Origin of the sequence: Amycolatopsis sp. WAC 04169 (genome assembly GCF_003947535.1) — a bacterium.
GTDB lineage: Bacteria > Actinomycetota > Actinomycetes > Mycobacteriales > Pseudonocardiaceae > Amycolatopsis > Amycolatopsis keratiniphila.
This window is the reverse complement of the sequence record NZ_QHJI01000001.1, coordinates 199,860-221,777: the sequence shown is the minus strand read 5'-3', so window position 1 is coordinate 221,777 and position 21,918 is coordinate 199,860. Positions and strand designations below refer to the sequence as shown.

The following is a 21,918-nucleotide window of genomic DNA, read 5'->3' as shown; positions in this document are numbered from 1 at the left end:
GCCGCCCTGTGGCCGGTGCCGAGCGCACCGGCCACAGGCTTGTCGCCACCTGTTTGAGGAGAGAAATGGCTTTGAGCCGCCGCCAGCGCCGTTCGGCCTTCCGGACCGGGCAGTACGTCCTGCTGCTGGTGATCGTCATCGTGCTCGCGCTGCTGGCAGACTGGAGCAGGATCGGCAAGGCGTTCTTCGATCTCGAAGTCGCCGCCAAGCAGTTCCCGGACGTCATCACCGTCGCACTGAAGAACACCATCGTCTTCACCGCGCTGGGTTTCGCGCTCGGCCTCGGGCTGGGCCTGCTGCTCGCCTTGATGAGACTTTCCTCGGTCGGCCCGTACCGCTGGTTCGCGCGCGGGTACATCGAGTTCTTCCGCGGCCTGCCCGCGCTGCTGATCTTCCTCGCCGTCGGCATCGGCGTGCCGACCGCGTTCGACACCACGTTGCCGCGCAACGTCGCGATCATGCTTGCGCTGGGCATCGTGTCGTCGGCCTACATGGCGGAAACCATCCGTGCCGGTATCCAGGCGGTGCCGCGCGGGCAGGTCGAGGCCGCGCGTTCGCTCGGTATGTCGCCCGCCCGCACGATGATCACCGTCGTGATCCCGCAGGCGTTCCGGATCATCCTGCCGCCGCTGGCCAACGAGCTGATCATGCTGACGAAGGACTCTTCGCTGGCGTTCCTGCTCGGCACCACGCCGGCGCAGCAGGAACTCGCGCAGTTCAGCCGTCAGGCGCTGCTGGAGGCGAAGGGCCTGACCCCGATCGTCGTCGCCGGTCTGTGCTACCTCGTCATCACCATTCCGCTGTCGATCCTGCAGCAGCGGCTAGAGAAGAAATACGGAGCCGGAGTGCCCGGCGGAGGAACGGTATGAGCACCCAGACGATCGTCGAAGTTTCGGGACTGCACAAGGCGTTCGGCGAGCTCGAGGTGCTCAAGGGCATCGACCTGGAGGTCCAGCGCGGCCAGGTCGTCTGCATCATCGGCCCGTCGGGTTCCGGCAAGTCGACGTTGTTGCGCTGCGTCAACCTCCTCGAAGAGCCGCAGCAGGGCAAGATCGTGGTCAACGGCAGCGAGATCACCGACCCGGACGTCGACATCGACGGCGCCCGCACGAAGATCGGCATGGTCTTCCAGTCGTTCAACCTCTTCTCGCACCTGAGCGTGCTCGACAACCTCACCGTCGCTCAGCGCAAGGTGCTGAAGCGCGGCAAGGAAGAGGCGGAGCGCGTCGCGCGGGAAAACCTCGCGAAGGTCGGGCTGGCGGAGAAGGAGTCTTCGCTGCCGACGCAGCTTTCCGGCGGTCAGCAGCAGCGCGTCGCGATCGCGAGGGCGCTGTCGATGAACCCGGACGTCATGCTGTTCGACGAGCCGACGTCCGCGCTGGACCCCGAACTCGTCGGCGACGTCCTCGCGGTCATGCGGCAACTCGCGCAGGAGGGCATGACGATGCTCGTCGTCACGCACGAGATGCAGTTCGCGCGTGAAGTGGCCGACATCGTGCTGTTCATGGACGGCGGCGTCGTCGTCGAGCAGGGCTCGCCGGACCAGGTGATCGGGGACCCGCAGGAGGAGCGCACGAAGACGTTCCTCTCGCGGGTCCTGAACCCGAACCACCAGGGCTAACGCCCGCGAAGCTGCGACTCCAGCTGGACGACCTTCGCGACGATTTCGTGCGGCCCGGCGCCCATGAGGCTCACCCAGCCCTTGGCGTCCGGGCCGAACACGACGCGGCCGTGTTCGGTGTCCATCCAGCCCGGCGGCCTTTCGACGCGTTTCCGGTTGCCGCCACCGTCACGGATGGCGACGTAAAGCCGTCCGAAGAAGGTGTGCGGCGACCGGATCCACTGGAGGATCTTCTTGGCGTCGCGGATGCTCGGGCCGGTGCCGGTGAGCATCTCGCCCTTCATCAGGACCTGGAGATCGGCTTCCGAGCAGTTCAAGGACGGCGTGCGCGCGGCGGGCGCCTCGGGGAGCAGACCGGTGAAGTCCTGCGCCAGCGTGTCCGGCCGCGTCGGTGTCAGATAGACGACCTTGTCGACCAAAACGACGTTGACCGCTTCCCGGCCACTTCCCGCGGCGCGAACCGTCCGTTCACGCCCCTCGGACTTCACCCACGAGTAGTACTCCACCGCCGGCCGCTGCAGGAAACGCAACGTGTCGAGGAATTCGTCGTCGATCCTGCCGCGCCTCAGCAGTCCTTGTCTGTCCAATTCGGACTGTGCGGTGGCGGCGAGCTCGCGCCGTTCCTCGGGCAGATACCACTGCGCGCCGCGGACGAGCGTCGGATGGATGTCGCCGAGATTGTGTTGGTCCAGCAGGGTTTCGTAGGTCTGGAGCGTCAGCTCGACGGGTTTCTGCAGCACGTCACGCGCCGATCACCGGCGGAACCGGTTTGTCACCGTCGTACCCGCCGAAGAGGGAGTCGCCGTCCTCTTCCTGCAGCGTGATCTTGCGCTGGTGCTCCTCGTCCTCGCCGCCCTTGCCCTTGCCAGCCCCGGCGCCCATCCCGCCGCCGCCCATACCCGGCGCGCCGGGCCGCCCCGCCGCCGCGGGGCCGCCTGCAGGTGTACCGCGCATCGCGCTTTCACCGGGCATGGCGGCGCCGACGCCGCGACCGGGCCCCATGCTCCCCGGCCCGCCCGTCGATCCACCCGGCCCGAACCCGCCGCCGGGCCCGAAACCAGGTCCGAAGCCGCCGCCCGATCCCGGTCCGAATCCGTTGCCGCCACCGGGTCCGCCGGTGCCCGGCCCGCCGGGCCCGAAGTTGGGTTGGCGATAGTCGATCGGCTTCGCTTGGATCCGGTCGTTCGCCCGGGAAAGGTCGGTCTGGTCGTTCGGCCGCGGAGACGGGAGTGGCCGCGGCATCTGCGGCACCCTCGGCGCCGGCGGAACCTGCGGCGGCCTCGGCGCCTGATACCCCTCAGCCCCGGGAGGCGCGCTGTACGAACTCGGCCCACCGGTGTACCCACTCGGACCGCTGTGCCGCCCGGAGTCGCCGGGTCCACCGCTGAACCCGCTGACCTTGGTCTGCCCGGGATCGATCGGATCCGGCGTGATCGGCGCGGGCGACACGTTCGGATCATGCGCGGCCGGATAGACCGGCGCGAGCGATTGCTGCCGCGGCTGGGTGCTTTGGTAATACGGCTCGTAGATCTCGACGTTGTGCTTGGTGTCCGCGTCGAACTTCGCCGCGGCGATCTCGTCGTCACTCGCGCCGATGGACAGGATGTCCTCGGGCCCGCTGTCCCCCGCGCGCTCCTTCTCGACCGGGCGGACATTGCCACGCGTGTAGTGGAAGGAGGCGTTCTGGTCGTACATCGACTGGCGGGCGCGGTCCATGTTCTCGCCGGCGATCTTGGAGGTCGCGATGAGCGGGGCGAGGCCTGCTGTCCCGGAGTCGGCGGCCTTGCCCTTCCAGAACGTGCTGAGCGCGGTCTGGCTTTTCTCCAGCGTCTGGCTCATTTCCTGATGGATGACCAGGAGCTTGTGCGATGACACCTGGGCGGCGTCGAGTCGCTTGGTCGTGTTGGGGTTGGCGTTGAGCTTCTCGAATATCTCCCAGCCGCTGTACGTCATTGGGCCGCCTTCAGATGCTGGACGGCGAATTCGCCGAACTTCGTGAGGAGCCCGCAAGCATCGTTGTATTTTGGGCTGCCACTGAAAAGCTGTGTGGTCAAGACGTACATCATGTCGTCGCGAACACCGATCGCCAGGGTGCACACGCCGGGGCCTTCCCCGCCGTTGGCGTAGACAACCGCGGGGTAACCGGCGATGTCCGCCACTGGCTGAAATGTCGTCACCCCGCTGCCCTGGGCTTTGAGCGCGTACAAGTGGCTCAGCCCGTCCGGCTGGCTGACGTTGAGATTTCCGGTGACTGTTCCCGAAGTGTTCGTGAAGATCCACAAACACCCCTTGCCGCCCGCGATATCTTGCGGTTCGGCTGTCTTGAGAGTGACACCGGTACTGTTGACTTCCGACTCGCTCGCCGCATCGCATGCGTTCGTTTCCAGAGCCGTTGTCTTCAGAGGCGTCGCTACCTTGGGTGCACCTGCTCGAGGAAGGCCGGAGCCCGCAGGAGAAGACGCGGGCTGACCTGTAGAGGGCTTGCCGGGGTTCTCGCCGTTGCATCCGGCGATCAGAGCGACAGAAGCGGCGACGGCAAGGACGGTCATCGACCGGGAGCGCATTCAGAGGGCCTTTCCGATGGAGCGGATCGCGTCGAGTGCGGCCTGGTCTTGGTTCTGGTAGGCCGTCCTGATGTCTACCAGCGTCTGCATGTACGCCTGCGTGTAGGCGGCAGCTCCATTGAGAAATGACTGGTAGGCCGCGCCGGACTCGTTGGCTTTGGCTACATAACCGTCACTTGCGACCTCGGCGCCCATAGCGTCGATGCCGGTGAGGTTGTTCGCCTCCGCCCGCGCACGGCTGAAGTCGCGTTCGATACAGTCCTGGAGCTGCTTGATCACGGCGTCCATTGCGGCGGGGTCGAACTCCCAGCCGCCATTCGCCGAGGCGGCCGCGAAGTCGGCCTTCGCCTGTCCGCTGCCCAGCTCGCCGTAATTCGGTGGCGGAGGGGGAGGGGGCGCTGCGGCAGCGCCCTGAATCAACCCCGAGTTCGGCGGCGGCGCCTGCGGCCCCGGCCCGTTGATCTGGTCATAGACCCCTTGAGGGCCGCTTCCCGGTCTCGTCATGTCGTGCCTCCCCGCACGGGCCGCGATGGGGCGCGACCTACCCGTAGTTCTCTACCGACTCCAATCGGTGACGATAGCAGCAGGTAAACCGTTGATCAGCACAATCGCGGAAGATCACCATCGAAAGGTGGGAATGACCGACCCAGCCTGCGCGGAAAGGCGGTTTTGTCCGTTCAAGGGCGAAGTCGCCTCCGCCGGACTGTCTGCGTCTGGTTTGTACTTCGACTGGCGGGCCGGTCCATGTCTTCGTGGATGACTTTGGAAGTCGTGGCCGCGGCGCGAGGCATACTGTTCGCGTTGCGTCGAACCGTTCCATCGTGTTCAGGGTTGGCATTCGGTTCAGAGGAGCGCTACCAGCTGTGGCGGGTCACTGGGCCGCCTTCAAGTGCTGGATCGCCAACTCTGCGACCCTGACGCTTGAACCACAGGGATCGTTGTAGCCAGGACTGTTGTCGAACAGAGCGGTGACGACGGTGTACATCATGTCGTCGCGAACGCCCACCGCCAGGTTGCAATTGCCGGCGCCTTCACCGCCGTTCGCGAAGACGACGGCCGGGTAGCCGGCGATATCGGGCAGGGGCTTGAACGTTGTGACGCCGCTGCCCTGCCGCTTGAGAGCGTAGAGATGGCTCAAACCATCGGGTTGGCTGACGTTCAGGCCGCCGTTGATCGAGCCGGCGAGGTCTGCGAGGACCCACGAGCAGGTCGGACCACCGCCGATCTGCTCCACCTTCGATCCTTTCAGCTTTCCGGCGATGCCCTCGATGTCGGCGTCGGTGGCGGCGCCACAGGGGTCGTTCGTGAGCTGTTCGGTCTTCAGCGGAGCCGTCACTTTGGGGGCTCCTGCCCGCGGCAGGTCTGTGGCATCAGGCAGGGGTGTCGACGGCTCGGCCGTGCCGCTGGTCTTCGTGCTGCAACCGACCGCCAGCAGGGCGGCCACAGCGAGAACGGAGACGAGTTGTACCCGCATCCAGTGCCGCCTTTCCGGCGGGACGGAAAGCGTCGATCGCCCATGAGGGCCGTGTTCCGGCTTGGTCATGTCGTGCCTCCCCGCACGGGCCGCGAAGGGCGCGACCTACCCGTAGTCCACCACTGACTCCGGTGAGTGACCGTAGCAGCGAGCCGCCGCCCCGGCGGCGAATCCGGTCAAGATCACCGCCGCGGACGCAAACGACCTGTTCCAGCACCCGAGGCGGCCGTTCTGCCGTCGCGATTCCGTGGCATGTTCCGGTCTACTGTCCCGGGCCACTTGCGAACCCCGTGCGTGATCGGCTTCGCTTGGGGCCGAGGAACGACGGGGGAGGGAAGCGAAACGATGCCGGGTTTTCGGCGCAACAACGGGCCGCGGGATCCGGGGGAAGGTGACCAGAACGGCGACACGTCCCTGCCGCCGCTCGACCCGTTCGACCCGAACCCCGACAAGCGGTACGAGGTCCCGGCGTCCGAGCTGATGAAGCCGGGGACGACGGGGCTGCTCCGGTGGCGCCGCCAGGCGACCAACGCGCCGATCGTGCAGGTCGAGGACGCGTACATCACCGGGACGCTCGATCTGCGGGCCGCCGACATCAAGTATCTGTTCCGCTTCGAGCGGTGCCGGTTCGAGCACCCGCCGGACGTCCGCGAGGCGCATCTGCTCGGGCTCGTGTTCCGCAAGTGCTGGCTGCCCGGGCTCAAGGCGCGCAATCTCCGCACCCGCAACGACGTCCGCCTCATCCGCAGTGTCGTGCACGTCGACGCCGAGCACGAGATCGAGGAGACCACGGTCCAGCGCGGCGACGATCGCGAGCGCGGGATGCCCAACGCGGCGGTCAATCTCACCGACGCGGTCATCGAGGGTTCGGTCGTGCTGACGCGTACGGTGATCACTCATCCGCGCGGCAAGGCGATCCAGGCCGACCGGGTCAACATCGTCGGCGCGCTGCTGGCGTATCGGTTGGTGGCCAACGGAGAAGTCCGCATCCCGGGTATGCGGGCAGGCGGTAACGTCAACTTCTCCGGCGCGACGCTGAACAACCGGGACGGCTTCGCGCTCAACGGCAACGGCATCCACATCGGCGGCAGCCTGCTGTGCGAGGTGGACAACTACGGGCCCGCCGCGCAGAGGAAACGCTTCTCCGCCAGTGGGATCATGTACCTGCCGAGCGCCACTGTGGACAGTGACATCATCTTGCGCGAGGCCAAGCTCTCGGTGAACCAGTCCGGGCCGATCGTCGTCGACGCGTGGAAGTCGAACGATCCGTACATCGATCCGCGGCCGGCGTTGGTCGCGGATCGTTCGACGGTCAACGGAAACCTCGAGCTGAGCGACGGCATGCAGGCCACCGGGACGCTGCGGATGGTCAACGCCCGCATCGGCGGTTCGCTGCGGTTGGCCGGCGCCGAGGTCCAGGTCGTCCGCGGGCAGAGCATTCCCTACTACGACCGCGCCATCCACCTCGACGGGACGACCATCGGAGGCGATCTCGAGGCGACGAGCCTGCGGGTGCCGTCCGGGCAGCTGCGCATGGCCGACATCACCGTCGGTGGCAACGTGCTGGCGTGGAACTCGATGTTCCTGCACCCGCGCCGCGACGTCTTTTCCGCGCGGCGCGCGAAGATCGCGGGCAACTTCCAGCTCACGGACGCGACCGTCCAGGGCACCTTGCGGCTGCAGGGTGCGGAGATCGGCGGCAGCGTGAACCTCTTCGGCACGAGCCTGACCGAGCCCGGTGCGCGCACGCGGACCAGCTACTCGCTGGACGTCCGCACCGCGCGGATCGGCCGGGATCTGATCCTCACCGAGAACAAGGAACGCCCGTTCGTCGCGCAGGGCGGGGTCAACCTCGACGGCGCGCAGATCGCCCGCCGCGTCGACTTCCGCGGCGCGCGGCTCGGTTCCCTGCCGCAGCACGGGATCGCGCTCGACGGCAGTGACGTGTCGGCCGACGAATTCCTGCTCACGCCGGCCGTTCCACCGGACGGCCGGATCGTGCTGCGCCGGGCGCATTGCGGGACGCTGGGCGACAACGAGGCGTTCTGGGCGTCGGCGACGGGGATCGAGCTGGAGGATTTCCGTTACGACGCACTGCAGGAGGACATCGCGCTCGACGACGATCGGGCGATCGACCATCGGATCGCCTTGCTGCGCAAAGCGATGGACGGTTACCGGCCCGGCCCCTACGACCAGCTGGCGGCGACGCTGCGCGCGTCCGGTAATGAAGAGCACGCCTCCACGGTGCTGCTGAAGAAACAGCAGTTCCGATATGAGGCGCTCGCGAAGGGCTTCAAGTTCTTCGGGCCCGGCGTACACGTGTGGAGCTGGTTGCAGCGGTCGATGGTCGGCTACGGCTTCCGTCCGGTGCGTGCGCTCGGCTGGCTGCTGACGCTGCTCGTGCTGGGCAGTCTGTGGTTCGGGTTCGGGGTCGACGACTGCATCACCAAACCCAATCTCACCGTGAGCGGGCCGCGCTGCCTGGTCAACCAGGACGACACCGGGCTGCAATGGAATCCGGTGCTCTACACGATCGACCTGCTGGTCCCGATCGTCGACTTCGGCAACAAGTCACGCTGGTACATGCACGGCATGGACAACTGGGTCGCCGCCGGGTTCACCGCGTCGGGCTGGGTGCTGGCGACGACGGTCGCGGCCGGGATCAGTCGTATGCTCCGCCGCGACAACTGAGGGTATTTCACATACCCTCAGTACGGAGGTAAGTCATGACGGAGCCCAGCGCCACCGGAAAGATCGCGATCGCCGCCCCGCCCGAGAAGGTGTATTCCCTGGTCAGCGACCCGGGTGCGCTCGCGGGCATGGCCGAGGAGTACGAGGGGCACCGCTGGGTCGGTGCCGCGGAGGCCGCCGTCGGCGCCAAGTTCCGCGGCCGAAACCGCCGTGGGTTCCGTCGCTGGAGCACGCTCTCGACGATCACGGACGCCGACGAGGGCAAGCGGTTCGCGTTCGAGGTGACCACTTTCGCCGGCCTTCCTGTCGCGCGCTGGCAGTACGACATCGAGGCCTCGGGCGACGGGTGCGTGGCCGTCGAGAGCACGTGGGACCGGCGGCCGGGCTGGCTTCGCGGGCCGACGTCGCTGTTCACCGGGGTGTGGAAGCGGGACGACGCCAACCGGGCGAACATCGCCGCGACGCTGGCCCGGCTGAAGGCCGCCGCCGAATCCTGACCCATACCACGGCGGGTCGCGGATCACCGAAAAGAGCAAGGGACCTTTGCTGCCACCTGGGGCACATGTGGTGATGCTCCACGTCCAACCGCACCACATGTAGCGGTCCCAACCCGAAAACTCAAGTCATGAACGGACCGTTCATTCGACGAACCGCGACCAGAACTCGACGTGCCGCGGCCCGCCCTCCGGAGGCGGACCCAGCGGCTGGCCGCAGAAATCGTGCCGCAGGTATCCCCGCAGGTCATAGCCGTAGTAAACGATGTCGGTCTGATACACCGACAGCACCGGATATCCCGTGCTCCCGGCGATCCCGGGCAGATACCGGTGCCCGCAGACGGGCACCAGCTGCGGGGCGAGCGCCAGATGCGATCGGGCCCGCGCAAGCGCGTCGGCGAGGTCGATCGGGCGCATGCCCCAGTCCGGCAGCCAGAAGCCGTTGTGTTCGACGTCGTAAAGCACCCCGTCGACCGGCCAGTCCAGGCGTTTTCGCAGTTGATCGGGGTTGCCGCAGCGCCAGTCCGGCCAGCGGTCGCCGATCGGCACCCCGGCGGACAGGAACGTCCGGTGGTCGGCGGCGAACCGGAAGCCGAAGCGGGCTTCGACGTCGTCGAGCTCGGCCTCGCTCAACCCGGGACGCACGGGTTCGGCCAAGCTCGCCTGGAGGTCGTGTGCCTCCTCGATGGTGAAGGCGTGCTCAACAGTGGACATGTGTTCGAGCCTAAATTGCACGACGCGAAGGCGCCTTCCCTTTTAACACCCCTCCCTCATCACCCACATGGGCATCCTCCCGAGGGGTGAGCTCGCCCTCTCAACGCCTGGACCTCGGAACAGCACGGCCGAGCGTGTAGTTCACTCATGTCGTGACTTCCCCACGAACGCAGTCCCGCGTGCGCGCGCCCGAGCTCGCCGGTGACGGGTGGCTCAACACCGGCGGCGAGCGGATCACGCTCGCCGGGCTGCGCGGCCGCGTCGTCCTGCTGGACTTCTGGACCAGCGGCTGCATCAACTGCCTGCACGTGCTGGACGAGCTGCGCCCGCTGGAGGCCGAGTTCGCCGACGTCCTGGTGACCATCGGCGTGCATTCGCCCAAGTTCCTGCACGAGGGCGAGGCGGCCGCGATCGAGGCCGCCGTGCGGCGTTACGACGTGCACCACCCGGTCCTCAACGACCCGAAGATGACCACCTGGTCGCAATACGCGGTCAAGGCGTGGCCGACGCTGGTCGTCGTCGACCCCGAGGGTTACGTCGTCCACGTCGCCGCCGGCGAGGGGCACGCCGAGGCGCTGCGCCGGGTGATCGCCGACCTCGTCGCGACCCACGAGGCCAAGGGCACGCTCCGCCGCGGCGGCAGCCCGTACGTCCCGGTCGAGGAGCAGCCGACCGAGCTGCGCTTCCCGAGCAAGGCCGTCACCACCGCCGAAGGCCGCATCCTGGTCGCCGACACCGGCAACCACTCCATCGTCGAGTTCGCCTCCGACGGCGAGACCGTCATCCGCCGCTTCGGCAGCGGTGAGCGAGGCGCGCAGGACGGGCCCTTCGACCTGGCGAGCTTCACCGAGCCGTCCGGGATCACCCTGTTGCCGTACGAGGTCGCCGAGCGCGCGGGCTATCACGCCGTCGTCGCCGACACGGCCGGTCACCGGCTGCGCGGTATCGACCTGATCACCGGCGAGGTCTCCACCGTCGCCGGCACCGGCCGCCAGTGGCGCGACGGCGTCGACACCGGCAAGGCGCTCGACATCGACCTCACCAGCCCCTGGGACGTCGCCTGGTGGGGCCCCGCGGGCGGCGTCGTGGTCGCCATGGCGGGCAACCACACGCTGAGCGTGTTCGAGCCGGTCTCGGGCACCATCCGCCGCTTCGCCGGCACGACCGTCGAAGGGCTGCGTGACGGCGACGTCCACGAAGCGTTCTTCGCGCAGACGTCCGGCCTGGCGCCCGACGGGCAGAAGCTGTGGCTCGCGGACGCGGAGACGTCGGCGCTGCGCTGGATCCAGCCCGAGGGCGAGACGTTCACCGTGCACACCGCGGTCGGCGTCGACCTGTTCTCCTTCGGCCACGTCGACGGACCCGCCGACAAGGCCCTCCTGCAGCATCCGCTCGGCCTCGCCGTGCTGCCCGGCGACACCGTCGCGATCGCCGACACCTACAACGGCGCCGTCCGCCGCTACGACCCGCTCACCCGCCAGGTCACCACGCTCGCGACCGGGCTCGCGGAGCCGTCCGGGCTGCTGGTGCACGACGGCGAACTGCTGGTCGTCGAGTCGGCGGGCGGCCGGATCGGGCCGGTGCCGCTCGGGGAGCAGGCCGTCGCGGGCGACGCGCACGCGGTCCGTCGTCCGCCGACCGTGCTGGCGCCGGGTGAGCTGGAGTTCTCCGTCGTCTTCACCCCGCCGCCCGGCGAGAAGCTCGACGACCGCTTCGGCCCGTCGACGCGGCTGGAGATCAGCGCGTCGCCGCCGGAACTGCTCGCCGACGGCGCCGGGGTGGGCACCGACCTGTTCCGCAAGCTCCGCTTCGCCGAGGGCGTCACCGGAGGGGTGCTGCAGGTCGTCGCGCAGGCGGCGAGCTGTGACGACGGCGGCGAGCATCCCGCCTGCCGCATCACCCGCCAGGACTGGGGCGTGCCGGTGCGGTTCGAAACCGGCGGAGAAAGCGTGCTGAGCCTGGTCATGGCGGGCGACCCGGGTAAGTAGAGTCGTAGGCGTGTCAGATCGGCCGAAACTCGAGATTCAGATGCTGCAGGACCGGGTGCTCGTGAAGCTGTCCCCCGAGGACGGGGAGCGCCGAAGTTCCGGCGGCATCGTCATCCCCGCCACCGCGCAGGTGGCGCGGCGGCTCGCGTGGGGTGATGTACTGGGCGTGGGCAACAGTGTGCGGAACGTCAAGACCGGCGATCGCGTGCTGTTCAACCCGGACGACCAGCACGAGGTCGAGATCCAGGGCGAGGGGCACCTGGTGATGCGGGAACGCGACATCCACGCCGTGGCGACCGAACGGACCGAACACGGCACGGGGTTGTACCTGTAACTCGAGCCACGGGAGGGGCGGTGAGGGGTGGTGCGCGAAGACCGTGACGAGCCGGGCTCCGACCTGTTCACCGAAGACCTCCTCTCGGCGCCCGAAACCGATGAGGGCCTGGTAGACGAGCTCTTCGAGGGCGACAGGGTGGTGCATCCGCCGCCGACGCCCGCGTCGAAGTTCCGCAGGGGACTCGGCAAGGCCCTGATGCTCACCGGCGTGCTCATGGGCCTGTTCGTGCTCCTGTACGCGGTCGATCTGATCGTCAGCGCCGGGGACGTCCCGCGCGGCGTCACGGTCGCCGGGATCGACGTCGGCGGTCTCACGCACAAGGAGGCCGAGTCGAAGCTCCGCCGTGAGCTGGAGCCCAGGCTGATCGAGCCGGTCCGGGTACGGGCGGGAGACGTCCGCACGGTGCTGTACCCGACGTCGTCCGGGCTCGGCCTGGACTGGCCGCAGACACTGGGCCGCGCCGGCCATCAGCCGCTGAGCCCGTACACGCGGCTGATGTCGTTCTTCACCAGCCGTGAGGTCGGCGTCGTCACCTGGACCGACGCGCCGAAGCTCGAAAAAGCCGTCTCGGACCTCGCCGCCACGAAGCTGAACCGCCCGCCGGTCGAAGGGAACATCACCTTCCAGCCGGTCGCGGGCACCGACGGCGGGGTCGTCCCGGCCGCGGTCGAGCCGCGGAACGGGCAGACGCTCACCGACCTCAAGGAGGCGGTCACCGCGGTCACCGACGGCTGGCTGAGCGACAACGGCGTCGAGTTCAAGGTGAACGTCGCGCCCGTGAAGGCGACTTCGCCGGGAGTGCACGCGGCGCTCGTCAAGATCGTCGTCCCGGCGGTCGCGAAGCCGCTGCTCATCCGCGGCGAGGGCAAGGACGCGACGCTGAAACCGGACGTGATCGCGGGCTCCTTCCAGTTCGCCGCGCGCGACGACGGCAACCTCGAAGTGCGGATCGACCAGGGCAAACTGCGGGCGGTGGCGCAGCCGCAGCTCAAGGAGACCGAGACCGACGGCGCCGACGCGCAGATCGTCTTCGTCGGCGACAGACCGGCCGTCCAGCCGTCGAAGGACGCGAGGAAGGTCAACTGGGACCTCACGTTCTCGTCGCTGACCTCGACGCTCGCCAAGAGCGAAGAGCGGGAGCTGAAGGCGGTCTACGACGCCAGCAGCCCCGCCGTCAGCACCGAGGCGGCGAACGTCCTCGGCATCAACGAGGTCATCGGCGAGTTCACCACGTCGGGGTTGAGCGGGCCGGCGATGACGAACGTGCAGGCGCTGGCCGCCAGGGTCTCCGGCACCATCGTGAAGCCGAACGAGCGGTTCAGCCTCGGCGCGCGGTCCGGGCCGAGGACGGCGGACGCGGGCTACGTGCCCGCCCCGGTGAACGAGGACGGCACCGGGCCGGTCGTGGTCGGCGGCGGTGTCTCACAGTTCGCGACGACGCTCTTCAACGCCGCGTACCTGGCGGGCCTCGCCGACGGTGGTCACCTGGAGCACGACAACTACCTGGACCGGTATCCGGTCGGGCGCGACGCCAAGGCGATCAACACCGACGGAACGCCGGTCGACCTGCAGATCGTCAACGACGCCCCGACCGGGATCGCGATCCAGGCGATCCCCGCCGACGGCTCGGTGACGGTGCGGATCTGGGGTACGAAACGGTTTTCGGTGCAGAGCGTCGCCGGTGAGCGGCATTCGTACGTCCCCCAGCCGGTGCAGATGGGCTCGGGGCCCGGCTGCGTCCCGGACCCCGGCGCGGCCGGGTTCAGCACCTCGGACACCCGCGTGCTCGTCGACGTCGTCACCGGTACGGAGGTCCGCCGGGAGACCCGCAACGCGACCTATTCACCGAGGGCCGCGATCATCTGCGCCTGAGTGCCTGTAGGTGAACCCGCTTCCGCGATCGACGTCGGCAGGGCGCCGCCTGGTCTTTCCCGTCACGACGGCGGATCAGGCGCCCTGCCACCGCGATAGCGGGGCCTTCGGCCAGGGCGGGTTCACGCGTTCGGCCACTTTCGGAGTACGTCCTCAGCTCCGCCAACGGGCCTGAGCTTCACCGCAGCACCATGCAGCCCCGCGCCTCGAAGTCCGCGAGCCACGGAGGCTCGCGCAGTTCCTTGTTCCACCGCAGATCCAGTTTGTCCAATTTGGACAGCCGGGTGATGGACTCCGGCAGCGAGGTGAGCCGGTTCTCCCGCAGGTCCAGCTGGCGCAGCTCGCTCAGATCGCCGATGGAGGACGGCAAGGAGGTCAGCAGGTTCTTCCGCAGATGCAGCTCGCGTAGCGCGGAAAGCGTCCCCATCGATTCCGGGATCCCGGTCAACCCGTTGCCGTACAAGCGGAATTCGCGCAGCGAAGCCAGCCCGGAGAGATCTTCGGGAAGGGTGGGGATGCGGTTGTCCGTGCACCCCAGGTATTTCAGCCGTCCGAGCGAGCACAGCGCGGCGGGGAACTCGGTCAGCCGGTTGGTGGCCAGATTCAGCACGCGGAGTCCGGAAAGCGACCACAGCTCGTCGGGAACGGACGTCAGCCGGTTGTCGTACAGATCCAGGTACTCCAGCGTCGCCGGGAGGGGGATGCCGGACAGGGAGGTCAGCCCCTGGCCACCGAGTTCGAGTCGAGTGGTCACAGGGGCCGACCGTAGTCCTGGGTCAGGTCGCGGCGCGATGCCCGCCCTTGACCTTGGCGTAGATCGCGGCCGCGGCGATCACGCCGACGACGGCCGCGCCGACCTGGAAGGCGTGCCGGATCCAGTCGATGCCGGGGGTGTCACGGACCCCGAACACCCCGGCCAGCCAGTTGCCGATGAACGCGGCGATGATGCCGACCACGATCGTCAGCCACATCGGGATCTTCTGATCGCCGGACGCCAGCATCCGGCCGATGACACCGAGGATCAGCCCGACCACGATCGTGGTGATGATGCCCCAAAGGCCACCCAACATGGTTCCTCCTTCGCTGGAGAATCGAGTGAACCCACGGTGACACCGAAACCGGCTCGTCGCGCCTCAAGCCCCCTTACCGGGTGACGCTGCGGCGTCCGTAGAGGTTCGCGGCCAGCGTGACCCCGATACCGGCGATGACGATCTGGGTGATGAGTTCGAGCCAGTCGAAGCCCTTCGTGTCCGCGTAGCCGAGCCCGCGGGCGATCGCGGTGCCGATGAAGGCGGCGACGATACCGACGACGATGGTCAGCCAGATCGGGATGGACTGCTTGCCGGGGGCGAAGAACCTGCCGAGCACCCCGAGGATCAAACCGACCACGATCGCCGTGATGATGCCGGTGACTGTCATTGAGACTCCTTTGCCGAGGGCTCCGCCAACGGGCGGACTCAGCACGGAAATTCCCCCGGAGATCCCCCTCGAAACCACGAAGAGCCCCCTCCGGGCCGGAGAGGGCTCTTCGTCACGAAACCGTTTAGAACGCGGCTTCGGAGATCTCCATGAGGCTGTTGTCCGCGGCCTCGACGATCGCGCGGCGCGAAGTCAGCTCCGGCAGCACGTTCTTCGCGAAGAACGACGCCACGGCGAGCTTGCCCTCGTAGAACGGGACGTCCTTCGCCGACGCGCCCGAGTCGAGCTTGCCGATGGCGACCTCGGCGTGCTTGATGAGCTGCCAGCCGATGAGCAGGTCGCCGACCGACATCAGCAGGCGGACCGTGTGCTGGCCGACCTTGTTGATGTTCTGCGGGTCTTCCTGCGACGAGGTCAGGTAGCCGATCAGCGAGCCGAGCATGCCCTGGGTGTCCTCGAGCGCCTGCTTGAGCAGACCGCGCTCGTTCTTGAGCCGCCCGTTGCCGATCTCCGACTCGATGGTCTTCGTGATCTCGCCGGCGACGTAGGCCAGCGAAGCGCCCTTGTCGCGGACGATCTTGCGGAAGAAGAAGTCCAGCGACTGGATGGCCGTGGTGCCTTCGTACAGCGAGTCGATCTTCGCGTCACGGATGTACTGCTCGATCGGGTAGTCCTGCAGGAAGCCCGACCCGCCGAGGGTCTGCAGCGACTGCACGAGCTGCTCGGTCGCGCGCTCGGAGCCGACACCCTTGACGATCGGCAGCAGCAGGTCGTTGACGCCGTGCGCGATCTTCTGCGAGGCCTCGTCGCCCTCGCCGGTCCACACCTGGTCCTGGAAGGTCGCGGTGTAGAGGTACACCGCGCGCAGGCCCTCGGCGTACGCCTTCTGCAGCATCAGCGAGCGGCGGACGTCCGGGTGGTGGGTGATGGTGACGCGCGGCGCCGCCTTGTTCAGCATGTTCGGCAGGTCCGCGCCCTGGACGCGCTCCTTGGCGTACTCGAGCGCGTTGAGGTAGCCGGTCGACAGCGTCGCGATGGCCTTCGTGCCGACCATCATGCGGGCGTACTCGATGACCTGGAACATCTGCGCGATGCCGTCGTGCACCTCGCCGAGCAGCCAGCCCTTGGCGGGGGTGCCGTGCTGGCCGAAGGTCAGCTCGCAGGTGGTGGAGGCCTTGATGCCCATCTTGTGCTCGACGTTGGTGACGAAGGCGCCGTTGCGCTCGCCCAGCTCACCGGTCTCGCCGTCGAAGTGGAACTTCGGCACGAGGAACAGCGAAAGGCCCTTGGTGCCGGGCTTGGTCTCGATGCCGGGGCCCTCGGGGCGGGCCAGCACCAGGTGCATGATGTTCTCGACCATGTCGTTCTCGGCCGAGGTGATGAACCGCTTCACGCCGTCGATGTGCCAGGAGCCGTCCTCCTGCTTGACGGCCTTGGCGCGGCCGGCGCCGACGTCGGAACCGGCGTCGGGCTCGGTGAGCACCATGGTGGCGCCCCAGCCGCGGTCGATCATGATCTGCGCCCAGCGCTTCTGCTCGTCGGTGCCGTTCTTGTCGACGATGCCGGCGAAGTTCGGGCCCGCCATGTACATGAACAGCGGCGCGTTGGCACCGAGGATCAGCTCGGCCGCGGCCCACTGCACGGTCGGGGGCAGGCCGAAGCCGCCCAGCTCGTTCGGCAGGCCCAGCCGCCACCATTCGCCGTCCATCAGCGCCTGGTAGCTCTTCTTGAACGACTCGGGGATCTTCACCGAGAAGGTCTTCGGGTCGTACACCGGCGGGTTGCGGTCCGCGTCGGCGTACGAGTCGGCGAGGGGACCGGAAGCGAGCTTGTTCAGCTCGGTCAGCACGCCGCGGGCGGTCTCCTCGTCGGATTCCGCGAGGACACCCTTGCCGAGGCGGTCCTGCACGCCGAGGACCTCGAAGAGGTTGAACTCCAGGTCTCGGACGTTGCTCTTGTAGTGGCCCATTTCGTCACTCCAATGTGTTCGGCTCCCCGGCCGGGCACACGTCCCTACTCGCCGGTAACATCAGGATATTACCTGTGGGTAACCGGCGGCAAGTGAATGGCCACTGTTGTGATGTGGAAATCAGCAATTTGGGGGTCTAGGTGCTGGTTCAGCGGGGTGACGGCGCGATCGAAGCGGCGGCGGCCGGTTCGACCGGGGTGTGCGTGTCGTCGGGATTCGCCACCAGGATGCCGGAGCGGAACGCGATCGTCACCGCGTGTGTGCGGTCGCGGGCCGAAAGCTTGCGCAGGATGCTCTTGACGTGCGTTCGCACGGTTTCGACGGACAGGAACAGGATCTTCGCGATCCCGGAGTTCTCCAGCCCCTCGGCCACCAGCTGCAGGACCTGGTACTCGCGGCGGGACAGCGGCATCAGGCCGCGCGCGGCCGCCGGTTTGGGGGCGTCGCCGGGCTTCGGGAGCACGGGCTGACGCTTCGGCCGTGCCGTCAGCGCGGCCAGCGTCGGGTCGATGTAGCGGCGGTCGCTGTGCGCGCGCCGGATCGCCTCGGCGAGATGCCGCCCGTCGGTCGCCCGCGGCACGATCGCGTGCACTCCCGCCGCGATCGCCGCGGCGAGGTACTGCTGGGTGCGGTTGGTGTCCCTGATCATCGTGATGATGACCAGCGCCGGGTCGCCGCCGCTGAGCAGCCGGGACAGATGGCAGTTCGGGTCGAGCGCCGAATCCAGCACGATGACGTCCGGTTTGAGCTGTTCGCACAGCTGGAGCGCGGCGTGATGGCTCGCCGCGTGGCCGAGCCACGTCAGCCCCGGCGTGCGGTGGACCAGCGAGCTCAATCCCTCGCAGAAGATCGGGATCGGATCGACGGCGGCCACGCCGAGTCCGCGGCCGCCTGGCGACAGTCCGCCAGGCCTGCCGGCCTGCGTTCGGTTCGGCTCGATGCTTCGCATCACGGACCCCTCCGTTTTCGTGCCCGCCATCTCCGGACGAGAGGACTCGGAAGTCCATTCGGTGACCACTGCCCCCCGGCGTGGTCACCCTCGCCAACCGGTCCCCCCTGCGGGACCGGACAGAGATGACACCTCGTAACTATTACGAGTCAGTAGGTCGGGGCACGTGACGCGATATCCCCCTCATAGATGTATCGCCTCGTCGCAGCAAACTCTGCGTATCGGCTGGTTGTGGATCTCTTGCTCGAATGAGCGCGCCGGCGGGAGATCCTGACCTGTTCACTACTCAGAGTGGACTTCGGCGCGGAGGCGCCCGAACTCGTCCCCGAGCGCCGCGGGAGTCCAATGCGCGTTGAGCCCGCTCGGATTCGGCAGCACCCACACCCGCGCTCCGCCGATCTCGGTGTCTTGCGGGCCGATCTTCGCCTTCGGCAGGCCGAACGCCGTCCGGTAGGCCGTGATCCCGACCACCGCGAGCCAGCGTGGCCGGAATTCGGCGACCCTCGCCGTGAGCAGGCGGCCGCCTTCCCGGAACTCGTCCGGCGTCAGCTCGTCGGCCCGCGCCGTCGTCCGCGCGACGACGTTCGTGATGCCGAGACCGAGGGCGAGCAGTTCGTCCTGCTCGCTCGGGTCGAGCAGGCGCGGAGTGAAGCCGCCGCGGTACAGCGCTGGCCAGAACCGGTTCCCCGGCCGGGCGAAGTGCAGACCGAGGGCGCCCGAGTAGAGGCCGGGGTTGATCCCGCAGAACAACACGTCCAGATCGGGCGCGATCACGTCGTCGATGGTCTTGCCGTAGGCGGCGGCCAGCTCTTCCTTGGTCGGTTTGGTCCTCACCTGGCCAGTTTCCGGCACGCTTGCGGGTATGGAGCAGGGGGCGTTCACCGCGGACGGCTGTTCGGTGGAGGTGTACCGGCTGTTGCCGCCCGGCGACGAGCCGGGCATCGTGCACGCGGCGGCCCCCGCGGGGGCTTCGATCCTGGAGCTCGGCTGCGGAGCCGGGCGGGTCACCCACGCGCTGGTGGAGCTGGGGCATCGGGTGGTCGCGGTGGACGACTCGCCGGAGATGCTCGCCCACGTCCGCGCCGAGACGGTGTGCTCGAAGATCGAAGACCTGCGGCTCGGCCGGGTCTTCGACGTGGTGCTGCTCGGCAGCCACCTGGTCAACACCGCCTCGGAAGCCGATCGGGCGGCCTTCCTGGCCACCGCCCGCGCGCATGTGGCGCCCGGCGGGCGGGTGCTCGTCGAATGGCATCCGCCGGAGTGGTTCGACTCGGCCCGCGACGGTCAAGGTGGCGCGCTCGGCGAGGTCGACGTCCGGCTCGGCCGGGTCTCCCGTGACGGAAACCTGCTGTCGGCCGTCGTGCGCTACACGGCGGGCAACCGATGGTGGAGCCAGGCCTTCACCTGCCGACGGCTGGATCCGCCAGCCCTGAAAGCCGCCCTGACCAGCGCAGGCCTGATCTTCGAACGCTGGCACACCGAAGACCGGACGTGGTTCTCCGCGAATCCCGAGTGACCTGGGACACCCACTTTCGTCTCAAGGGGTGGTCAACTCAGCACGATGTGCGTACTGTTTGTGATCTCGCACACAAGGTCGTCTTCGAGGAGGGGTTTTGCAGCTCTCGCTCATCCTCGGCGTGGTCGCGTTGATCTTCGTGGTGGCCACCGTGCTGGTGATCGCGGAAGACCGGCGGGCCGCGCGGCGCGCGGCCCAGCGACGGCAGGCGAGGCTAGCGGATCTGGGCGAGGTCGACCCGCTCGCGGCGCGGAAGCTGAAGCTCGACCGTTGAGGGGACGGGCTTCCGCACGAGGCTGAGCAGCAGCGCCCCGGCGATCCACCCGAGCAACGCGCCACCGGTGTTGTTGAGCAGGTCGTCGACGTCGAAGATCCGGTAGACGTAGGGCGCGGTGCCGAAGTTCGCGGTCAGCTGCGTGACCTCGATCAGCAGCGAAGCGGCGAAGCCGATCAGCGTCGTGCCGACGAGGCCGCGCTTCCAGAGCGTCCTGGCGAAGAACCCGAGCGGGACGAACAGCAGTACGTTCATGGTGGCCTGCTGGAAGGTCTGCGTGGTGAACCAGTCGGCCATCGGCAGCCCGTGCTTGAGCAGTTCGGTGTGGATGTCGGCGACCCACTGGAACGGGTTCAGCTGCACGGTCTGGCTCAGCCGTTTGACACCCGGGCCGGGCAGCGGCAGGAAGGTCACGGCCAGCGTCATGGTCCCGTAGAGCAGCACGGCGGCCATGGTCAGGACGGGACGAAGCCGCACTCGGCCGTGCCGCGCGTGCAGCACGATCAGCTGCGGGATCAGCACCGTCGCCCAGAGCGCGAAGAAGCCGATCAAGCCGTACTGCAGGGCGGTGACCTGTGCGTTCGTCATGACCATGACGTTATGGATCACGAGGGGCCCGCCACTTCGGTCGAAGGGCCGCGGCGGTCGGCGCCGGATCGGCCGAGTGGCCGACCCCGATCTTGGCCGATCGGCGATATTCGTTCCGCGATCAGCCCGCCGACGTGGGATTCTGCCCGGATGTTGCTCGTTCGACGGCTCGTCCCCTCGGACCTCGACGTCTTCCGCGAGGTCCGCCTGCGTGCCCTGACGGACACCCCCGAGAACTACGGCTCGATCGCCGCGGCCGAAAGCGCGCAATCGGATGAGGAATGGCTCGCGAAGCTGGAGGGCGACGTCTGGTTCGCCGCCTTCGACGACGGGCGTCCGGTCGGTCTCGTCGCCGGCCGGGCGCGGGACGACGGCTGGATCGTCTACTCGATGTGGGTCGCGCCCGAAGCCCGGGGCCGCGGGCTGGGCACCAGGCTGATGGGCGAGGTGCGGTCGGCCGCCGAAGACGACGGCGCGCACGAGGTGTGGCTGCACGTCGCGGAGGACAACGACCGGGCGCGGCGGCTGTACCTGAAGCTGGGCTTCATCGCGACGGGTGAACTGGAACCGATGCCGAACGACGTCACCCGTCGGCGCGAACGTCTTTATTTACCTGTTACCGCCGGTAGCAGTAAATAGCTTAACCTCGCGGGATGGACAACGTCGTCTTCGACCGCGCCGGCACGGGCGAACCCTTGGTGCTGATCCACGGGGTCGGCCATCGCCGTCAGGCCTGGTCGCCCGTACTCGGCCTGCTCACCCCGCACCGGGACGTGATCACCGTCGACCTGCCCGGTTTCGGCGAATCGGCGCCGCACTCCGGCGGCTACGGCGTCGAAGCCGCCGTCGAGATGTTCGGGAAGTTCTTCGACGACCTCGGCCTCGGCAAACCGCACGTCGCGGGCAACTCGCTCGGCGGGCTGCTCTCGCTCGCCCTCGGGGAGGCGGGCCTGGTCCGCAGCGTGACGGCGTTGTCCCCGGCGGGACTGTGGACACCCCGGCAGCAGCGGTACGCGCTGAGCATGTTGCGCACCCATCGCCTGCTCGCCGAGCGGATCCCCGAACGCACCGCGAGGCGGCTGGCCGCGACCCCGGCGGGCCGGTCGATGCTCACCGGGATGATCGTCGGCCGCCCGGACCGGCTCACCACGCAGGTCGTCATGGAGGACATGCGCGCGCTCGCGGGCTGCCCCGGCTTCCGGCCGACGCTGGAGCAGGCCCGCGGCGGATTCCGGTTCGAAGGCGTCGTCCGGGACGTGCCGGTGACCATCGCGTGGGCGGAACGCGACCGTATCCTCGCCCGCCCGAAGGCCGCCGAACTGCGCCGGATCGCGCCGGAGGCCGAGCTGCTGGTGCTGCGCGGATGCGGGCACGTGCCGATGAACGACGAGCCGGAGCTGGTCGCGCGGGTACTGCTCGACGGCAGTTCACGCGCCATGTGACGGTTG

24 protein-coding genes are annotated in these 21,918 nt (G+C 68.2%); 11 read left to right on the top strand and 13 right to left on the bottom strand.

Going from position 1 to position 21,918, the window contains the following annotated elements:
- The first annotated feature begins 65 nt into the window (after nucleotides 1-65).
- The gene (locus DMC61_RS01130; protein ID WP_016338198.1) at nucleotides 66-869 is read left to right on the top strand and encodes an amino acid ABC transporter permease; all 804 of its coding nucleotides are present in this window, start codon (nucleotides 66-68) and stop codon (nucleotides 867-869) included.
- On the top strand, nucleotides 866-1,621 hold the full coding sequence (locus tag DMC61_RS01125) for an amino acid ABC transporter ATP-binding protein (RefSeq protein ID WP_125686119.1): 756 nt from the start codon (nucleotides 866-868) through the stop codon (nucleotides 1,619-1,621). Before DMC61_RS01130 ends, DMC61_RS01125 begins: the two co-directional genes overlap by 4 nt.
- Here DMC61_RS01125 and DMC61_RS01120 read toward each other — a convergent pair.
- From DMC61_RS01120 to DMC61_RS01100, 5 genes are all read right to left on the bottom strand, one after another.
- On the bottom strand, nucleotides 1,618-2,361 hold the full coding sequence (locus DMC61_RS01120; protein ID WP_016338196.1) for an ESX secretion-associated protein EspG: 744 nt from the start codon (nucleotides 2,359-2,361) through the stop codon (nucleotides 1,618-1,620). The two genes, DMC61_RS01125 and DMC61_RS01120, sit on opposite strands and share 4 nt — an antisense overlap.
- A gap of 1 nt (nucleotide 2,362) precedes the next feature.
- Nucleotides 2,363-3,574: a hypothetical protein gene (locus DMC61_RS01115; protein WP_125686117.1), complete on the bottom strand. Its 1,212-nt coding sequence runs from the start codon at nucleotides 3,572-3,574 to the stop codon at nucleotides 2,363-2,365.
- Complete coding sequence (locus DMC61_RS01110; protein WP_125686115.1) at nucleotides 3,571-4,170, bottom strand: DUF3558 domain-containing protein; 600 nt, start codon at nucleotides 4,168-4,170, stop codon at nucleotides 3,571-3,573. Before DMC61_RS01110 ends, DMC61_RS01115 begins: the two co-directional genes overlap by 4 nt.
- A 15-nt stretch (nucleotides 4,171-4,185) precedes the next feature.
- Nucleotides 4,186-4,689, bottom strand: a complete 504-nt coding sequence (locus DMC61_RS01105; protein WP_125686112.1) for a hypothetical protein — start codon at nucleotides 4,687-4,689, stop codon at nucleotides 4,186-4,188.
- Between the two features lie 367 nt (nucleotides 4,690-5,056).
- Entirely contained in the window at nucleotides 5,057-5,728 is a 672-nt protein-coding gene (locus DMC61_RS01100) for a DUF3558 domain-containing protein (RefSeq protein ID WP_233594671.1), read from the bottom strand.
- A 276-nt stretch (nucleotides 5,729-6,004) separates the two neighbouring features.
- On the opposite strand from DMC61_RS01100, the gene DMC61_RS01095 reads away from it, so the two are divergent.
- The gene (locus DMC61_RS01095) at nucleotides 6,005-8,350 is read left to right on the top strand and encodes an oxidoreductase (protein WP_125686110.1); all 2,346 of its coding nucleotides are present in this window, start codon (nucleotides 6,005-6,007) and stop codon (nucleotides 8,348-8,350) included.
- A 35-nt stretch (nucleotides 8,351-8,385) separates the two neighbouring features.
- Nucleotides 8,386-8,847: an SRPBCC family protein gene (locus tag DMC61_RS01090; RefSeq protein WP_125686109.1), complete on the top strand. Its 462-nt coding sequence runs from the start codon at nucleotides 8,386-8,388 to the stop codon at nucleotides 8,845-8,847.
- 141 nt (nucleotides 8,848-8,988) lie between these two features.
- Here the strand turns inward: DMC61_RS01090 and DMC61_RS01085 are convergent, their stop codons facing one another.
- Nucleotides 8,989-9,558 (bottom strand): hypothetical protein, encoded by a 570-nt coding sequence (locus tag DMC61_RS01085; protein WP_125686107.1) that lies wholly within the window; start codon nucleotides 9,556-9,558, stop codon nucleotides 8,989-8,991.
- Nucleotides 9,559-9,737: 179 nt separating this feature from the next.
- On the opposite strand from DMC61_RS01085, the gene DMC61_RS01080 reads away from it, so the two are divergent.
- From DMC61_RS01080 to DMC61_RS01070, 3 genes are read left to right on the top strand one after another with little or no spacing between them, the layout of a single operon-like run.
- Nucleotides 9,738-11,546, top strand: coding sequence for an NHL domain-containing thioredoxin family protein (locus DMC61_RS01080; protein WP_125687066.1), 1,809 nt, complete (start codon nucleotides 9,738-9,740; stop codon nucleotides 11,544-11,546).
- A gap of 40 nt (nucleotides 11,547-11,586) precedes the next feature.
- Nucleotides 11,587-11,880 (top strand): co-chaperone GroES, encoded by a 294-nt coding sequence (locus tag DMC61_RS01075; RefSeq protein ID WP_007032412.1) that lies wholly within the window; start codon nucleotides 11,587-11,589, stop codon nucleotides 11,878-11,880.
- A 27-nt stretch (nucleotides 11,881-11,907) separates the two neighbouring features.
- Nucleotides 11,908-13,755, top strand: coding sequence for a VanW family protein (locus DMC61_RS01070; RefSeq protein WP_125686105.1), 1,848 nt, complete (start codon nucleotides 11,908-11,910; stop codon nucleotides 13,753-13,755).
- A gap of 178 nt (nucleotides 13,756-13,933) precedes the next feature.
- Here the strand turns inward: DMC61_RS01070 and DMC61_RS01065 are convergent, their stop codons facing one another.
- The 6 genes from DMC61_RS01065 to mug form a co-directional block, all read right to left on the bottom strand.
- Nucleotides 13,934-14,509 (bottom strand): leucine-rich repeat domain-containing protein, encoded by a 576-nt coding sequence (locus DMC61_RS01065; protein WP_125686103.1) that lies wholly within the window; start codon nucleotides 14,507-14,509, stop codon nucleotides 13,934-13,936.
- Nucleotides 14,510-14,531: 22 nt separating this feature from the next.
- Nucleotides 14,532-14,825, bottom strand: a complete 294-nt coding sequence (locus tag DMC61_RS01060; RefSeq protein WP_016338182.1) for a GlsB/YeaQ/YmgE family stress response membrane protein — start codon at nucleotides 14,823-14,825, stop codon at nucleotides 14,532-14,534.
- Between the two features lie 73 nt (nucleotides 14,826-14,898).
- Nucleotides 14,899-15,174: a GlsB/YeaQ/YmgE family stress response membrane protein gene (locus tag DMC61_RS01055; protein WP_016338181.1), complete on the bottom strand. Its 276-nt coding sequence runs from the start codon at nucleotides 15,172-15,174 to the stop codon at nucleotides 14,899-14,901.
- A gap of 124 nt (nucleotides 15,175-15,298) precedes the next feature.
- A complete protein-coding gene (locus tag DMC61_RS01050; protein WP_125686101.1) occupies nucleotides 15,299-17,143 on the bottom strand; it encodes an acyl-CoA dehydrogenase in 1,845 nt (614 codons plus the stop codon).
- A gap of 148 nt (nucleotides 17,144-17,291) precedes the next feature.
- Nucleotides 17,292-18,092, bottom strand: a complete 801-nt coding sequence (locus DMC61_RS01045; RefSeq protein WP_125686099.1) for a response regulator transcription factor — start codon at nucleotides 18,090-18,092, stop codon at nucleotides 17,292-17,294.
- Between the two features lie 282 nt (nucleotides 18,093-18,374).
- Complete coding sequence (gene mug, locus DMC61_RS01040; RefSeq protein WP_125686097.1) at nucleotides 18,375-18,926, bottom strand: G/U mismatch-specific DNA glycosylase; 552 nt, start codon at nucleotides 18,924-18,926, stop codon at nucleotides 18,375-18,377.
- Between the two features lie 28 nt (nucleotides 18,927-18,954).
- On the opposite strand from mug, the gene DMC61_RS01035 reads away from it, so the two are divergent.
- The gene (locus DMC61_RS01035; RefSeq protein WP_125686095.1) at nucleotides 18,955-19,608 is read left to right on the top strand and encodes a bifunctional 2-polyprenyl-6-hydroxyphenol methylase/3-demethylubiquinol 3-O-methyltransferase UbiG; all 654 of its coding nucleotides are present in this window, start codon (nucleotides 18,955-18,957) and stop codon (nucleotides 19,606-19,608) included.
- Between the two features lie 97 nt (nucleotides 19,609-19,705).
- Complete coding sequence (locus DMC61_RS41320) at nucleotides 19,706-19,882, top strand: hypothetical protein (RefSeq protein ID WP_167337785.1); 177 nt, start codon at nucleotides 19,706-19,708, stop codon at nucleotides 19,880-19,882.
- Here DMC61_RS41320 and DMC61_RS01030 read toward each other — a convergent pair.
- Nucleotides 19,823-20,470: a VanZ family protein gene (locus DMC61_RS01030; RefSeq protein WP_125686094.1), complete on the bottom strand. Its 648-nt coding sequence runs from the start codon at nucleotides 20,468-20,470 to the stop codon at nucleotides 19,823-19,825. The genes DMC61_RS41320 and DMC61_RS01030 overlap by 60 nt on opposite strands.
- A 150-nt stretch (nucleotides 20,471-20,620) precedes the next feature.
- Here DMC61_RS01030 and DMC61_RS01025 point away from each other — a divergent pair, with 150 nt between their 5' ends.
- Both DMC61_RS01025 and DMC61_RS01020 read left to right on the top strand, forming a co-directional pair.
- On the top strand, nucleotides 20,621-21,109 hold the full coding sequence (locus DMC61_RS01025) for a GNAT family N-acetyltransferase (RefSeq protein WP_125686092.1): 489 nt from the start codon (nucleotides 20,621-20,623) through the stop codon (nucleotides 21,107-21,109).
- A 14-nt stretch (nucleotides 21,110-21,123) separates the two neighbouring features.
- A complete protein-coding gene (locus tag DMC61_RS01020; RefSeq protein WP_125686090.1) occupies nucleotides 21,124-21,912 on the top strand; it encodes an alpha/beta fold hydrolase in 789 nt (262 codons plus the stop codon).
- Nucleotides 21,913-21,918: the final 6 nt, after the last annotated feature.